Annotated in this window: 16 protein-coding genes; 8 read left to right on the top strand and 8 right to left on the bottom strand. The window is 72.9% G+C overall.

The window, feature by feature from the left end; translation table 11 throughout:
- The 3 genes from AKI01S_RS52945 to AKI01S_RS51040 form a co-directional block, all read left to right on the top strand.
- The coding region (locus AKI01S_RS52945) for a hypothetical protein (RefSeq protein ID WP_218009894.1) at positions 1 to 433 on the top strand (433 nt) is incomplete at its 5' end.
- A 276-nt stretch (positions 434 to 709) separates the two neighbouring features.
- Positions 710 to 1,417, top strand: a complete 708-nt coding sequence (locus AKI01S_RS31685; protein WP_067825948.1) for a DUF998 domain-containing protein — start codon at positions 710 to 712, stop codon at positions 1,415 to 1,417.
- Positions 1,414 to 2,244 (top strand): hypothetical protein, encoded by an 831-nt coding sequence (locus AKI01S_RS51040; protein WP_157420289.1) that lies wholly within the window; start codon positions 1,414 to 1,416, stop codon positions 2,242 to 2,244. Before AKI01S_RS31685 ends, AKI01S_RS51040 begins: the two co-directional genes overlap by 4 nt.
- Positions 2,245 to 2,300: 56 nt before the next feature.
- On the opposite strand, the gene AKI01S_RS31690 is transcribed toward AKI01S_RS51040, so the two are convergent.
- Complete coding sequence (locus AKI01S_RS31690) at positions 2,301 to 3,932, bottom strand: serine/threonine-protein kinase (protein WP_218009895.1); 1,632 nt, start codon at positions 3,930 to 3,932, stop codon at positions 2,301 to 2,303.
- Positions 3,933 to 4,500: 568 nt separating this feature from the next.
- The gene (locus AKI01S_RS31695) at positions 4,501 to 5,619 is read right to left on the bottom strand and encodes an epoxide hydrolase family protein (protein ID WP_067825950.1); all 1,119 of its coding nucleotides are present in this window, start codon (positions 5,617 to 5,619) and stop codon (positions 4,501 to 4,503) included.
- A gap of 63 nt (positions 5,620 to 5,682) precedes the next feature.
- On the opposite strand from AKI01S_RS31695, the gene AKI01S_RS31700 reads away from it, so the two are divergent.
- A complete protein-coding gene (locus AKI01S_RS31700) occupies positions 5,683 to 6,666 on the top strand; it encodes a helix-turn-helix transcriptional regulator (RefSeq protein WP_067825951.1) in 984 nt (327 codons plus the stop codon).
- A gap of 153 nt (positions 6,667 to 6,819) precedes the next feature.
- Here the strand turns inward: AKI01S_RS31700 and AKI01S_RS31705 are convergent, their stop codons facing one another.
- The gene (locus tag AKI01S_RS31705; RefSeq protein WP_067825954.1) at positions 6,820 to 7,344 is read right to left on the bottom strand and encodes a GNAT family N-acetyltransferase; all 525 of its coding nucleotides are present in this window, start codon (positions 7,342 to 7,344) and stop codon (positions 6,820 to 6,822) included.
- Between the two features lie 289 nt (positions 7,345 to 7,633).
- Here AKI01S_RS31705 and AKI01S_RS31710 point away from each other — a divergent pair, with 289 nt between their 5' ends.
- The 3 genes from AKI01S_RS31710 (at position 7,634) to AKI01S_RS31720 (ending at position 9,305) form a co-directional block, all read left to right on the top strand.
- Positions 7,634 to 7,945 carry a CD225/dispanin family protein gene (locus tag AKI01S_RS31710; protein WP_067826018.1) on the top strand — a complete coding sequence of 104 codons (312 nt, stop codon included), beginning with the start codon at positions 7,634 to 7,636 and terminating at the stop codon, positions 7,943 to 7,945.
- An 11-nt stretch (positions 7,946 to 7,956) separates the two neighbouring features.
- A complete protein-coding gene (locus AKI01S_RS31715; RefSeq protein WP_067825955.1) occupies positions 7,957 to 8,406 on the top strand; it encodes a DUF2752 domain-containing protein in 450 nt (149 codons plus the stop codon).
- 62 nt (positions 8,407 to 8,468) lie between these two features.
- Positions 8,469 to 9,305, top strand: a complete 837-nt coding sequence (locus AKI01S_RS31720) for a patatin-like phospholipase family protein (protein WP_067825957.1) — start codon at positions 8,469 to 8,471, stop codon at positions 9,303 to 9,305.
- Positions 9,306 to 9,351: 46 nt separating this feature from the next.
- On the opposite strand, the gene AKI01S_RS31725 is transcribed toward AKI01S_RS31720, so the two are convergent.
- From AKI01S_RS31725 to AKI01S_RS31740, 4 genes are all read right to left on the bottom strand, one after another.
- Entirely contained in the window at positions 9,352 to 10,740 is a 1,389-nt protein-coding gene (locus AKI01S_RS31725; protein ID WP_067825959.1) for a nucleobase:cation symporter-2 family protein, read from the bottom strand.
- 247 nt (positions 10,741 to 10,987) lie between these two features.
- Positions 10,988 to 11,572 carry a hemerythrin domain-containing protein gene (locus tag AKI01S_RS31730; RefSeq protein WP_067825961.1) on the bottom strand — a complete coding sequence of 195 codons (585 nt, stop codon included), beginning with the start codon at positions 11,570 to 11,572 and terminating at the stop codon, positions 10,988 to 10,990.
- Positions 11,573 to 11,643: 71 nt separating this feature from the next.
- Entirely contained in the window at positions 11,644 to 12,912 is a 1,269-nt protein-coding gene (locus AKI01S_RS31735; RefSeq protein WP_067825963.1) for a DUF418 domain-containing protein, read from the bottom strand.
- A 68-nt stretch (positions 12,913 to 12,980) separates the two neighbouring features.
- A complete protein-coding gene (locus AKI01S_RS31740) occupies positions 12,981 to 13,940 on the bottom strand; it encodes a phosphotransferase family protein (protein WP_067825965.1) in 960 nt (319 codons plus the stop codon).
- A gap of 35 nt (positions 13,941 to 13,975) precedes the next feature.
- Between AKI01S_RS31740 and AKI01S_RS31745 the strand changes: the two genes are divergently transcribed.
- Positions 13,976 to 14,443, top strand: coding sequence for a TspO/MBR family protein (locus AKI01S_RS31745; RefSeq protein WP_067825967.1), 468 nt, complete (start codon positions 13,976 to 13,978; stop codon positions 14,441 to 14,443).
- 2 nt (positions 14,444 to 14,445) lie between these two features.
- Here the strand turns inward: AKI01S_RS31745 and AKI01S_RS31750 are convergent, their stop codons facing one another.
- A complete protein-coding gene (locus AKI01S_RS31750; RefSeq protein WP_245681863.1) occupies positions 14,446 to 14,946 on the bottom strand; it encodes a metallophosphoesterase family protein in 501 nt (166 codons plus the stop codon).
- Positions 14,947 to 14,948: the final 2 nt, after the last annotated feature.

Below are 14,948 nucleotides of genomic sequence, written 5' to 3' on the forward strand. Positions count from 1 at the left end.
AACCCGGGGGCGAACCCGGACTGCCAAACCTTCATGGGAAATGAATCCCGACAATGAGACCTCTAAAGGGTCTCGTTGCCTCAAAGAAATCCCTGTCGACTCCCGAAAGAGCCGGACGGGGTGGCTCGGCACCTTGGCCGAGCCTATAAAGGCACTGGCTTTTAACACGCTGTTGAGTTCTCAAGAAACGGACACCCACCGCGCTCGATCCGCTTGCGCGTCTCTCGCTCCGGGGCGACTCGCTTTACGTTATCAGTTCCGGCCGGTCTGTCAATTTCACCGGTCTTCCCCGATTTCGCCCTTTCCGGTTTCCCGTTCGGGCGATGTCTCCATTTCACCAGAACCGTCCGACTTTGCAAAATCGGGTGGTTCTGAAGAGATCGAGATCCACCTTCGGGCACGCGGCCGTGACGAAACCGCCTTGTCGGCGTGATCGTTGGTGGGTTCCCCCAGGCCGGCCGCCTCGTGGACGTCCTGCATCCCGTTGGGGACAAGGGGAGAATCTATGCACTCCCGTAGACGACGTCAAATCGACAGACCCAGCGGGTCCACCTCAGAGCGGTCGCCTGCTTGCGCTCTCACTGTAGGCCAACACCGCAGTGCTCGCGCGCATTCCCGCAACTTCGCCCCTCCTGCTCTCCCCTGGCTCCCAGCCGGACGAGTGTCAACACAGGTTGACACTCGTCATCTGTCAACCTACGTTGACATCATGAACGCCAGCACCTGGCCCCGTGTCGCGCTGCGCTGCGGTGTGCTCGCCGGTCCCCTCTTCACGCTCGCCCATCTCCTCGAAGCGTTCACCCGCGACGCCTACGACCCGTTGCGGCATCCGGTCAGTTCGCTCGCCCTCGGTCCCCACGGCTGGATGCAGACGCTCAACTTCCTCGTCACCGGTTCCCTCACGCTCCTGTTCGCCTTCGGGATCCGGCGGGCTTCGGGGCCCGTCGGTGGGTCGTTCTGGGGGCCGTTGCTCGTCGGGGTCTGGGGCGTCGGGCTTCTCGGCGCCGGGATCTTCCTCACCGATCCGGTCAACGGGTATCCGCCCGGCTCCCCCGATCTCCTGCCCTCCCCCACCGTGCACGGGGTGTGGCACGACGGGCTGTCGCTCATGGGGTTCGTGTCGTTGGTGGTCGCCTGCTTCGTGTTCGCCGGACGGTTCGCGCGGGCGGGTGCTCCCGGGTGGGCGTGGGGATCGGTTCTGTGCGGGGTCGGGTTCGCGGTGCTGATGGAGCTGGCGAACGTGGGCTTCGTCCAAGACGGGGGGTTGGAGAACGTCGCCGGGCTCTTCCAGCGTCTCGCCGCCACGCTGGGTCTGGCCTGGCAGGCCCTCCTCGGGCTCTATCTGCTCCGTCACCGCCCCGAGCCACGGTCGGCACGCGTGCTCCCCGACGGTCGTGGGAGTGCGAGGAGCGAGTGACCGGTGTGCTCCCGGTCGCCGTGTTCGTGCGTGCCGTCAGAGCGGAGCGTGGACAGGAACGCGGTCCCGGGGCCGTGGCCGACGAGCGGGCCGCGCGGGGCTGCGGCCAGGGTGCCGATGGGGAATGGGAAACGCAGGTCGGTTCGTCCGCCGGTCGCCGGATCGCCCCGTGCCCGGGGATCGATGTGGCCGATCTGTCGTCCGCTCAGCGGGTCCCAGATGCGGAGTCCCAACCGGCGGTGACCACCGCCGTCCTCGGCCAGGGAACGCCGACGCGCCGCATCGTCTCCAGGTCCCACGGTTCGGCGGTTCCGGCCGTGACGGTCACGGCCACCCAGGGTCGGGGCGGAGATGGAGATCACGGGTCCGGCGTCGGTCAGCGCCGGGCCGGGGCCGTCGGCGAACAGGGGCCATATCCGCGCGGTCTCGTCCAGTCGGTGTGTCGGCACGACGGGCCGCTCGCCCGCCACCGTCGCGGTCAGGACCGGTGCTCAGCCTCCGTCGATCAGCGGCTCGCCGACCTGACGGCCAGTGGCCGGATCCCAGGCGCGCACGGTGCCCTCGTCGCCGCCGCCCGAGGCCACCACCGGCTGCCGGTCCACGGCCGCCACGGCGACCGCGCCGATTCCGCCACCGTCGGTGATGAAGGGCCCGCGCGTCCCGTGGCCAGGTCGAGCACGCGGACGGTGCCGCGTTCGCTGGCCGCCACCGTCGGCGGCGATCCGTCGGGAGCGGTTCCCACCGCCCGGACGGTCGAGGGGCCCGGCTGCCAGGCCGTCGACTGGTCTTCCGTCGGCCCAGCCAGGGAGACCGGTGCGCAGTCCTGATCGGTACCTTGGCCACACGAGTCGGCCGGACAAGGGCCCGGAAGCGCGCCGGTCGCCTAGTCGGCCGGCTGCGTGCTGATGATCTTGCCTTGGGCGTTCGTCGCCAGGTAGCCGCCGCCGTACTCGTCACTGAGGTAGAGCATCATGACGGGCTTGTCGCCGGCGAACGTCCAGGACGCCTTCGCGATGATGTACCGGCTGGTCGGGTTCTTCACGTTCAGTGTCCGCTCGGCCCGCTTCATCAGCTGCGGCAGCGCCTCCCAGTTGAACGCGCCGAAGTCGACCTTCGCTTTCTCGGTGATGGCGATGCTGGGGCGGCTCCGCACGGCGGCCTCCGCACCCTTCTGGTAGGTGTAGTTGTCGAACCGGTCGGGTCGCCCCACCGCGGGCGCGTCGGCGGACGCGTGTGTCTGGTGCACCGTCATCTGGGCGAACTGCTTGCTGCCGGAAGCCTCCTGGAATCTCTTGATGATGCCGCGGATCGTGGCGGGTTCCAGCAGCGTCCTGCTCTCCGGCACCCCCTTGCCGCCGGCGCGGCCGCTGTCGCCGGTCGCGCGAAGCCCCGGGCGGTCGGTGGTGCCGGCGGCGCCCGGCGGTGTCCTGCGCGCGGCCGCGTCCAGGACGCGGGGCAGCACGACGGCGACCGCCGTGACGAGCGTCGCGACCAGCCCGAGCGCCAGGATCGTGATCGCCGCGCCGGGCACCCGCGACCGGCGGGGCCGCCCCTGCGCGGGATGGGTGGGGTTCGGGGCGAAGCCCGGCCCCGTCCCGTGCCCTGGAACCGGCACGGGCATGGGCCCCGACGGCGTGCCCGGCGCGGGGAACGACGGGGGCGGTGGCGGCGGCACGGACGTCGGGGTGCCGCCCGCCACCGACGCGAGCATGGCGTCCAGTTGCGCCGCCGAGGGGCGCGCCCCCGGCTCCCGGACGAGGAGGGCCTGCAGGACGGGAGCCAGGGTGTCGGCGCGCCGGGCGGGCGGGATCGGCGCGGTCATGACCGCCGCCAGCGTCGCGGCCGTGGTGGGACGACGCAGCGGGTGGGCGCCCTCCACCGCCACGTACATGAGCATCCCGAGCGACCACAGGTCGGACGCGGGGTTGCCCTCCTCGCCGTGCAGCCGCTCGGGCGCGATGTACTCGGGGGAGCCGACGAGGCCGCCGGTCGCGGTGACGCGGGAGGCGTCCTCCAGCACGGCGATGCCGAAGTCGGTGAGCGCGGGGGTGCCGTCCGCCCGCAGGAGGACGTTCGCGGGCTTGACGTCGCGGTGGCAGATCCCGGCCTCGTGCGCGGCCCGCAGCGCCGCGAGGACGCCGCGTCCGAGCGCGGCCCCCTCGGCCGGGGACATCGGTCCGGCCGACAGCCGCTCCTGGAGCGACCGGCCGCGGACCAGCTCCATCACCAGCCACGGGTGCGGTGTGTCCGGGGAGTCGACGATGTGGTGGATCGTGACCACGTTCGGGTGGTCGATCCGGGCGAGGGCGCGGGCCTCGCGCATCACCCGTTCGCGCATCATCCGCGCGACCTCGGGATCGAGCCGCGCCATGTCGACCTCGGCGAGCCGTACCTCCTTCAGCGCCACCTCGCGCTGGAGGGCGAGGTCGAAGGCGCGCCAGACCGTCCCCATCCCGCCGCTGCCGAGCCGGTCGCGCAGTTCGAAGCGCCCGTCGATCACCGTCTTCCCCGTCACGCCCGACAGCCTAGGACCACGACCTCCACCAACACGCTCATATCGCCTCAAACCCGCCCGTTCCGGCGGTCCGGACCGCCGGAACGGGCGCTGGGCTTCCGCGTCCTGGACACGCCCGCGGTCACATGCGACGCGAGGGGAGCGACGGCGGGCTCAAGACCACCGACGTCACCGGGAAGAGCCGCGTCCGAGTGCGGTCCGCCCCGGCGGCGGCCTTGTCTCTCTGTCTCTTTGCGATCGTGCATGTGTCGTGGGCGAACTCAACGCCGGAGAACCGGAGCATGGCGCTCTGCGAGGCCGCTGGATGTCGCCGGGAGCGAGGCGGGGCACCGCGTCGAGGAGCCGTCCGCGGACGCCTTGTTCATGGTGCTCCAAGAGCTTGGGCGCCCTGCCGACGCGTTCCCGACCGTTCAGCCCGGCCCGGCGGACCCTCCCTGGTACGTGGTCGAGCGCCGCGACGTCCGGCGGCGCAAGCACCGCCTGGCGGTGGAGACCCGCTCCCTCCAGGTCGCCCGCGTGATGGTCCCGTGGTGCCTCGGCCGGGCCTTGCCGTGGCCCGGGGGTTCTGTCATCGGTAGGAGGCGAAGAACTCCCTGATGTCGTTCAGGAGCAGGTCCGGGGCCTCCATGGCCGCGAAGTGGCCGCCGCGGTCGAACTCCGTCCAGCGCACGATGTTGTTGATCTTTTCTTCGTCCCGGTGCAGCGCGATGTCCTGGACGGTGAACAGCGCCACGGCCGTCGGCACGGGGGACTCCTCCTGCTCGCCCCAGCTCCGCGCGTCCTCGTAGTAGAGCGTGGCCGAGGAGCCCGCCGTGCCGGTCAGCCAGTAGATCGTGACGTCGGTGAGCAGCAGGTCGCGGTCGATCGCCTCGTGCGGCAGCTCCTTCGCCAGGTCGGTCATGTCCCTGATCTTGTCGACGATCCAGGCGAGCTGGCCGGCGGGCGAGTCGGTCAGGCCGTAGGCGAGGGTCTGCGGCCGGGTCGACTGGATGGCGATGTAGCCGCCCGCCTCGTTCATGAACTCGCGCATCCGCCGCACCCGGGCGCGTTCGAGGTCGGTCAGCGTCGGGTCGTCCTCCTCGGCGCTGGGGTAGGTCGTGCCGCCGTTGATGTGGACGGCGACGACGTTGTCGGGTGCGGCCAGGCCCAGCGCCCGGGTGATGCCGCTCCCGAAGTCGCCTCCCTGGGCGCCGTAGCGGTCGTAGCCGAGCCGGCGCATCAGTTCGGCCCAGGCGGCGGCGACGCGCTCGGTCGACCAGCCGGCCTCGCGGGTCGGGCCGGAGAACCCGAAGCCGGGGATCGACGGGATGACCAGGTGGAAGTCGCGGGAGAGCGGCTCGATCAGGTCGAGGAACTCCACGATCGAGCCGGGCCAGCCGTGGGTCAGGATCAGCGGCAGGGCGTCGGGCCGGTCGCAGCGGACGTGGAGGAAGTGGACGTTCTGCCCGTCGATCTCGGTGACGAACTGCGGGTGGGCGTTCAGCCTGGCCTCCCAGGCCCGCCAGTCGTAGCCGTCGGCCCAGTGGTCGGCGAGCTCCCTGAGGTAGCCGACCGGGACCCCGCGGCTCCACCCCTGCCCGTCGATCTCGCTGGGCCAGCGGGTGTGCCGCAGCCGGTCGCGCAGGTCGTTCAGCTCGGCCTGCGGGATCTCGATGCGGAACGGGCGGATGGCGCTGTCGTTGCTCATGTCAGGAACGCTACGGGGCACCTAGGTCGATTACCGTCCTAGGTGTGCGGCAGGGTGAACCCCATGATGGAAACCTCGGCTCGGCTGCTGCGGCTGTTGGCGTTGCTCCAGGTCCACCGCCAGTGGTCGGGCAGGGAACTGGCGGACCGGCTCGGCGTGAGCCCGCGCACCGTCCGCCGTGACGTGGAGCGCCTGCGCGAGCTCGGCTACGCCGTGGACGCCACCGCGGGCGCGGCGGGATACCGGCTGGGGCAGGGGGCCGGTATGCCGCCGCTGCTGCTGGACGACGAGGAGGCGGTGGCGGTCGCCGTGGGGTTGCGCACCGCCGCGGGCGGCACCGTGGCCGGGATCGCCGAGAGCTCGGTGCGGGCCCTGGTCAAGCTGGAGCAGGTGCTGCCGTCCCGGCTGCGGCACCGCGTTCACGCGCTGCAGACGATGACGGTCCCGATGACCGCCGGCGGTCCGACCGTCTCCCCCGACACCCTGACGGCGGTCGCGGCGGCCTGCCGGGACCACGAGACCCTCCGGTTCGACTACCGGACCCGGGAGGGGGATCCGAGCAGGCGGACGGCGGAGCCCTACCGTCTGGTGGCCGGCGGACGCCGCTGGTACCTGGTCGCCTACGACCTCGACCGCGCGGACTGGCGCACGTTCCGCCTGGACCGGCTCACCCTGCGCACCCCCAACGGCCCGCGGTTCATCCCCCGCGACCCGCCCCATACCGACATCGCCGGATACACCTCACGCGCGGTCTCCAGCGCGCCCTACCGCTACCAGGGCCGCTTCACCGTGCACGCGCCCGCCGCCGTCGTGGCCGAGCGGGTCGCCCCGACCGCCGGCACGGTCGAGCCCGTCGACGCCCGGACCTGCACGCTGGACTGCGGCTCCGACTCCCTGGACGAGCTGGTCCTGTGGGTGGGCCTGATCGGCGTTCCCTTCACCGCGCACGGGCCGCCCGAGCTGGTCGAGCACATCCGGGCGCTCGCCGCCCGCCTGGCGGACGCGACGCCCCCGTCCCCGGGAGACGGCCCTGAACGTGAACGGTAGGGAGAACGGCACGCTGTCCCTTGGACGGTCGTCCCCGTCGCCTTCCATCTCCCGCGCGCGACGTTGCCGCGGTGGCGTCACGGGGCGGCTACCGGCTCGACCGGGCCCATCCCCTGCCGGAATCGCCGCCGCGCGGGTGCCGGCCCCGTGCCCCTAGCCGAGGGAGCGGCGGTAGCGGAGCTTGCTGACGAGGAAGCCGTCGCTGCGGTCCTCGTCCCGGCCGCCGTCCTCCTTCCAGCCCTGCCCTTCGTAGAAGGCGCGGGCGCGGCGGTTGCCCACCAGCACCCAGAGGGACGCCTCGGCGTACCCCGCCTCGGTCAGGGTCTCGACGACCCGGGTCATGAGGGCCTTGCCGGCGCCGGTGCCCCACACCTCGGGCAGCGTGTAGAGCGAGCCGATCATGCCGACCGACGAGGGATCGTCGTCGGCGTCGTCGGTCGGGTAGAAGTGCGAGTATCCGGCGATCTCGTCGTCGCGTTCGAGTACCAGCATGCCCGACCGGGGCCAGTCGGTCTCGCCGAGGACCCTGTCCCAGGTGGCCTGGATGGCCGCCACGTCCAGCCCGGCGAGGTGCGACTCGGGCATCAGTCCCCGGAAGGCCACCCGCCAGGAGGCGACCTTGACCCGCGCGAGCACTCCGGCGTCCGCGGGGGTCGCCGGCCGGATGTGCTGTGACAACGTCCCTCCAAGGGGTGAGCGCTCAGGTGCCCGGTGAACGCTAGACCCGCCGCGCCCGAAGATCAATCGTGATTCCGGCGGCCGTCGCCCGCGCCCTTGGTGCCCGGCCGGTGCCGTCGCCTGTGACCTCGAACCCGGGGCCGCCGTTCACCGGCAGGTCAGACGGCCCCCTGCAAGGGGGGCGACCTGGCCGGAGCTGGCCTTCGAATGGTAAAGGTTGAACTTCGTTTACGGCCGCCGCGTCGATTGGATGAGGTGGCCAACCCCCGCACACTTGGAGGTGCACTGCATGAGTTACTACCAGCCGCCCGGGCAGGGGTACGGCGGTTATTCGGCTCCGCCGCCCCAGTCCCCCCCGCCGAACCATCTGGTGTGGGCGATCCTGACGACGATCCTCTGCTGTCTGCCGGGCGGCGTCGTCTCGATCGTGTACGCGGCGCAGGTCAACTCCAAGTGGTCGGCCGGTGATTACCAGGGGGCTCTGAAGGCGTCGAACAACGCCAAGACCTGGGCGATCGTCTCGGCGGTCGTGGGGTTGATCGGCAGCGCCATCTACCTGGTCGCCATGTTCGCCCTCAACAGCGGCTCCAGCAGCTACTGACGACGGGTCCGATGGGAGACGAACGTCGGTCCGCTCCGCACGCGCCGAGCGGGCCGCCGGTCGCCGTCGCGCGACGGCTGGCCGCTCCGGCGGGGGTGTTGGCGTTGGCCGTCGGGGCGGTGGCGTACGTCGGCGCGGTCGACCCGAACCAGCCCGGGCACTACCCGACGTGCCCGTTCCTGTTGTTGACGGGGTTGCAGTGCCCGGGATGCGGGTCGCTGCGGACGTTGCACGCGCTGGCGCACGGGGACGTCGGCACCGCGCTGGGACTGAACGTGCTGACCGTCGCGATGGTGCCGGTCCTCGCGTTCTTCTGGGCGCGGTGGGCGGTGGCGCGGGCGCGCGGGGTGCCCACGCGGAGGAAGGCGGGTGATCCGCGGGCGATCTGGGGGCTGTTCGCGGTCGTCGTCGTGTTCTGGGTGGTGCGGAACCTGCCGTTCGGGACGTTTCTCGCCGCCTGACCGGGAATGCCGGGCCCGGGTGCGGTACCGCGCCCGTGCATGGTCTTGATGGGGAGGCGACGATGGCGGACGAACGCGCGTTGGTGCTGGGCGGCGGAGGGGTCGCGGGCATCGCGTGGCAGACGGGCGTGCTGGCGGGACTGGCCGCGGCGGGCGTCGAGGTGACCGACGCCGACCTGGTGGTCGGGACGTCGGCGGGCTCGACGGTCGCGGCCCAGGTGACCAGCGGGTTGCCGTGGGAGGAGCTGCTGGCGCGGCAGACCGATCCGGGTAAGCGGAGCGAGGAGCTGGTTCCGGCGGGGTCGGTGGCCGAGGCGCTGGAGAGAATGTTGACGTTGCAGTCGGAGGGGCTGGAGCCCGCGGAGATCCGCCGGCGGGTCGGGGCGCTGGCGCTGGCGGCCGAGACGGTGCCGGAGTCCGCGCGGCGCAAGGTGATCGAGGGACGGCTGCCGGCGCGCGAGTGGCCGCGGCGGCCGCGGCTGGTGATCCCGGCGGTGGAGGCGACCTCGGGCGCCCCGGTGCTGTTCGACGCCGCGTCGGGGGTGGACCTGGTGGACGCGGTCGCGGCGAGCTGCGCGGTGCCGGGGATCTGGCCGCCGGTGACGATCGCGGACGCCCGGTACGTGGACGGCGGGCTGCGGTCGATGAACAACGCGGACCTGGCGGCGGGCCACGGCCGGGTGCTGGTGGTGGCGCCGTTCGCCGACCCGGTGCTGGAGGAGGACGTGGCCGGGCTGACCGGGGACGGCGCGCGGGTCGAGGTGGTCGCGCCGGACGAGGCGTCGGCGGCGGCGTTCGGGACCGATCCGCTGGATCCGGCGACGCGGACGCCGGCGGCCGAGGCCGGGTACGCGCAGGGGCGCGCGGAGGCCGAGCGGGTCGCGGCGCTCTGGAAGTGAGCGGCGGGCCGCCGTCCCCCCGGGAGGCGGCGGCCCGCGCGGCCGGTCAGGCGGTGGCCGGTTCGGTGGCGGGGGTCTCGTCGGCGTCGGCGGGCCGGTCCCGGGTGAGCACGTTGAACACCAGGTTCAGGACGATGGCGGTGAGGGCGGCGACGGTGATGCCGCCACCGAGGACGGCCGCCAGGTCCTTGGGCAGGTTCTGGGCGAACTGCGGCACGACGGTGGGCAGGAAGCCCGCCCCGGCGCTGATGGCGACGATGAGCGCGTTGCGTTCGTCGCGCAGGTCGGCCTTGGCGAGGGTCTGGATCCCGACGACGGCGACCATGCCGAACATCGCGACGGCCGCGCCGCCGAGCACGTCGCTGGGGATGCCCGCGACGTAGGCGGCGGCCTTGGGGAACAGGCCGAGCAGGATCATGATCGCGCCGGCGGCGACCACGACGAAGCGGCTGCGGACGCCGGTGAGGCGGACCAGGCCGACGTTCTGGGCGAAGCAGGTGTAGGGGAACGAGTTCAGGGCGCCGCCGAGGAACGTGGAGACGCCGTCGGCGCGCAGCGCGCGGGTGATGCCGTCCCGGCCGACCTCGCGGCCGACGATCTCGCCGGTGGCCTTGGCATCGCCGATGGTCTCCACGACGGTGACCATCATGACCAGGACCATCGCGACGATCGCGCCGATGTGGAAGGTGGGCGCGCCGTAGTGGAACGGGGTGGTGACGCCGAGCCAGTCGGCCTTGCCGACCTGGTCGAAGGCGGTGTCGCCGAGCAGCCAGGAGACCAGGGTGCCGCCGACCAGGCCGAGCAGGACCGCGATGCTGGACAGGAACGGGCGGCGCAGCCGGTACAGCGCCAGGATGAACAGCAGGGTGCCGCCCGCGTAGGCCAGGTGCTTCGGGCTTCCGAACTCGGGGGTGCCCTTGACGGCCGCGCCGCCGGCGGCGTCGGTGAGGGCGGTGGGCAGCAGGAGCAGCCCCATCATCATCAGGACGGTGCCGGTGACGACCGGCGGGAAGATCCGCAGGATGCGGCCGAGGAACGGCGCGGCCAGGAACGTCAGCAGGCCCGCGGTCATGGTGGCGCCGTAGATGGCCAGCAGGGCGGCGGTGGGGGTGGCCGCGCCCTGCCCGATGGCGATCATGGGGGCGACGGCGGTGAAGGTGACGCCCTGCACGATGGGCAGCCGGACGCCGATCCGCCAGAAGCCGAGGGCCTGGATGATGGTGGCGATGCCGCAGGTGAACAGGTCGGCGTTGATGAGGTAGACGAGCTGTTCGGGGGACAGTCCGATGCCGGAGGCGACCAGCAGGGGGACGATGACGGCGCCCGCGTAGAAGGCCAGGACGTGCTGGAACCCGTAGAGGGCGAGCTTGGGGATGGGGAGGACCTCGTCGACGGGGTGGACGTCGGGCCGGGTGCGGGGTCCCGCTTCGGACATGCCTGCCTTGCCTTCCAGGTAGGTGAATGACATGTGTGGTGCGTCGGTGGCGGGCAGGAGCGGGTGCGCCCCTGCTCTCCGGGCGGATCCAGCGGCCGCGGTGACGGGTTCCGCGAGCGGGGCGGGCCACGGGACCGGAGGATGGTCCGAGATGGCGGCGTTTGCCCTGATCCAAGGGGTGTCACGATAACGGAGCCGCCCCGGCCGTGATCGGCCGGGGCGGCTCCGCGGACGGGCGGGTCCGGGGTCAGACCTTCGGGTTGAGGGCGGCGTGCAGCTCGGTCTTGAGCTCGTCCTTGGTGCGGGAGGACACGCCGGTGAGGCCCTGGCGTTCGGCCTGGGCGACCAGCTCCTCCTTGCTCATGGCGTCCAGGTCGCGGCCGGAGGTGGCGGCCAGCCGGGTCTTCTCGGCCTCCTCGGCCTGGTGGAACGCCTCGGCGACGCGGGCGGCCTCGTCCTCGGTGAGGGCCTGGTTGAGCTCGGGGAGGATGCTGCTCTCCTCCTCCTCCACGTGGTGGTCCACCGACTCGACGAACTTCTCCAGCCTGGCCGTGAAGTCCTCGGTGCCGGGCTCGGCGGCCTGGAGGGCGCGCAGGTGCTCCTCGGCCTCGCGGTGCTCCTCGACGCCGTGGAAGACGTCGCCCTTGTCCTCGGGGGACTTGACCGCGAGCTTGGGGTAGACCTCGGCCTCCTCGGCCTTGCCGTGGGCGACGAAGAGGATGGACATCTCGGCGAGGGTCTTCTCGTCGGGGTTCTTACGGAGCTGGTCGAACATCCGCTCCAGGGTGCGGTGGTCGTTCTTGATGGCGGCGACGACCGCGTTGTCCGGCATGCTGCCCCCTGTTGATCATCATTGGTCGGGACAGCGATGTTCCCGTGCAGCGGGCGGGCAAACAGGCGGCGCTACCCGCGGCGGTCGGCGGCCCCGTAGGTGAGGCGGCGCAGGACCGCCTCGGCGGGGCCGCGCCGGCCCGCGCGTTCCAGGGCGTGGGCGGCGGCGACCGTCGCCAGCCAGACGCCGATCGCGAACAGCGCCATCGTCGCGCTGTTGAGGTGCGCGCCGAGGCCGAGGCCCCAGGCCGCCAGGACCGGCGCGAAGATCAGCGAGTGGGTCAGGTAGGTCGACAGGGAACGCTTGCCGACCGCCGTGACCGCGGCCGTGACGGGGTGGCGGCGGGCGCGTTCGGACAGGTGGTGGGCCAGCAGCGCGAACACCGCCACGTAGCCGACGCCGCCGAACGTCCCGGTCACGTCGCGCAGCGCGGCCAGCGTGCCCTCGGCGCTGAGCGCGGCGGGCGGGACGTGCCAGATCCCGCTGTGGGCCAGGGCCATCGGCAGCGCGCCCAGCCAGCCGACCGGGACGGCGACGGCGGCGGTCCAGCGCAGCAGCCGCAGGTGCCGGTGCGGCTCCTCCAGCACGCGGCGGCGCGCCGCCCAGAGTGCCAGGATCATCTGCGGCGCCGTCAGCATCAGCGGCCCGCCGACGAAGGTGACGAAGAAGCCGGTGGTGGCGCGGGTGCCCATCGCGTCGAGGTAGCTCTCGGTCCCGGAGGCGTAGTCCCGGGTGGAGGGCGGGTCCCCGGCGGCGGGGCCGAACGCGCCGACATCGCCACCGGCCAGCGCCCACAGCGGCCCGGCGTACAGCAGCACCGTGACGACGACGGCGATCCCGGCCCACACCAGCTGCGTGCGGGGTCCGCGGCGCAGGAACAGCAGGACCAGCAGCAGGCTCGCCACGCCGTACGCGCCGACGATGTCCCCGGCCATCAGCAGCGTGGAGTGCAGCAGCCCGATGACGATCAGCCAGAAGCCGCGCCGGTACAGCAGGCGGGCCGCGCGGCGCTCGCTCGTTCCGGCGGCGGTCTGGCGCAGGAACATCTGCATCATGCCGTAGCCGAACAGGAACCCGAACAGCGGATACACCCGCATGTCCAGGGTGACGATCATGATGAGGCGCACGGCGCGGTCGAGCGCCGAGCCGTCCACCGGATGCCATCCGGAGGGCCCGTGCTCGGCCGCGTAGAGGTGGAAGGCGGTGTTCGACAGCACGATCAGCAGCAGCATCAGGCCGCGCGCCAGGTCGGGGGCCAGCGCCCGCTCCCGTGCCCGCACGCCGCCGCGCGCCACGCGTGCGGTTTCCCGGTCCCTGAGCCCGTCCGTGGTCTGGTCCATGCTCCGACGCTCGCAGGGCGGGACGCGGCCGGGCTTCGGCCGGGTGGCCAGGAGGGATCGACCAAGGTCTAGGGTCGGCCGTCCAGCCGTCGACGCAGCCAGTCCAGGGCGATGTCGCCCTGGGCGCGCTGGAAGGCCCGCAGGGTCGGCAGGCCGGGCGGGGCGGGCAGCCGCGCCATGTGGACGAAGAAGCCGGTGACCGCCGCCAGGACGGCGGTGACCGCGTCGCCGTCGGCTCCGGCGGCGACGGGGTGGGCGTCGAACACCTCCTGCGGCGGCGGGCCGCCCTGCATGCGGACGCAGGGCAGGGCCAGCAGCAGGTCGAACCACGGCGGGGCCAGGCACGCCCACGGCCAGTCCACGACCACCACCCGGTCGGGGGTGAGCAGCAGGTTGTCGGCGCGGATGTCGGCGTGGACGAGGGTGGCCCCGGCGGAGGCGTCCTCCCAGGTCGCCTCGACGGCGGCGAGGCGGTCCAGGCGGTCCAGGACCCAGGGGTCGAGATCGTCCACCCCGGTGGAGCCCGCCAGGCGCCGCCAGCCCCGGAACTGCTCGGTCCAGCGTTCGGCGGCGGTGGGCGCCTCGACGGGCGCGGGGGTCATCGTCGCGGCCAGCGCGGCCAGGGCGTCGAGCACGCGCCGCAGTTCACCGGCCTCCCACGGCTCGCGGGGCGGCCGCCCGTCGATGTCCTCGAACGCCAGCGCGACCCAGTCGCCCTGGTCGACCGCGCCGTGGAACGCGGGCACCGTGGCGGCCGGGGGCAGCGTCGCCGCCACCCGCGCCTCGGCGCGGTGCAGCTCCGGGGTCTCGGGGTTCGGCTCGGCCCCGGCCGCCTTGACGAACGCGCGCCGCCCGTCGGCCAGCCGCAGCCGCGCGGCGACCCCCGGCGAGAACCCGCCGGGCTGGGTGACGGCCTCGGCGACCCGGCCGCCGAGCAGGTCCTCGACCGCGCGTCGGAGGCGTTCGGGCGCCTCCCACCAGCTCGTTCGCGCACCCGCGGCGGGCGGAACAGTCCTCTCCCCGGCCATGCGTGCCTCCTCCCCGGTGGGGTAGGCCGACCAGCATGACCACCAAGGGCACGCTGTTCAAGACGTTTTCCGTGACGACGGCCGCCGCCGCGCTCGGCGCAGTCGCCACCGACCCGCGCTCCACCTGGTACCTGCGCCTGGACAAGCCGCCGTGGCAGCCGCCGCCGACGGCGTTCCCGCTGGTGTGGACGCCGCTGTACGCGTCGCTGGCGTACGCGGGCGCGCGGGCCCTGGACAGCGCCGACGGCGCACAGCGGCGCGGGCTGCGCCGGGCGCTCGGCTGGAACCTGGCGCTCAACGCCGCGTGGACACCGCTGTTCTTCGCCGCCAAGCGCCCGCGCGCGGCGCTCGCCGAGATCGCGGCGCTGAACGCCGCCAACCTGCTGCTGGCCCGCCGCGCCTGGCGCGCCGACCACCGCGCGGGGCTCCTGCTGCTGCCCTACCTGGGGTGGACGGCGTTCGCGACGGCCCTCAACGCCGCGATCGTGCGCCGCAACCCCTGACCTCAGGTCACCGGAACGATCTCGGCCCGCACCAGCGCGCCGTCGGCGACGTCGAGCAGCCCGACCGTGCCGTGGGGCTGGCGGCGGCGGTCGGTGGGCGATCCGGGGTTGAAGATCCGTAGCTGCTCGTCGTGCTCGTCGAGCGGGATGTGGGAGTGGCCGAACACCACCAGGTCCGCGCCGGGGAACCAGCGCCGCATCCGCCCGAGCCTCCCCTTGGCCTGCCCGCTGTCGTGCACCATCGCGACCCTGAGCCCGGCGAGCTCCAGTTCGAGGCGCTTGGGCGCGCCCCACCCGGCGACGTCGGGGCCGTCGTTGTTGCCGAGGACGGCGTGGACGGGCGCGTACTGGGCGAGCTCGTCCAGCACGCCGGCGGTGCAGACGTCCCCGGCGTGCAGGATCACGTCCGCGCCCCGCAGATGCTCGGCGACCCGGGGCGGGCACGCCTTCCACCGCCGGGGCGCATGGGTGTCGGACAACACGACGACTCTCACGCCGACCATTG

Origin of the sequence: Actinomadura kijaniata NBRC 14229 (assembly GCF_001552175.1) — a bacterium.
Lineage (GTDB): Bacteria > Actinomycetota > Actinomycetes > Streptosporangiales > Streptosporangiaceae > Spirillospora > Spirillospora kijaniata.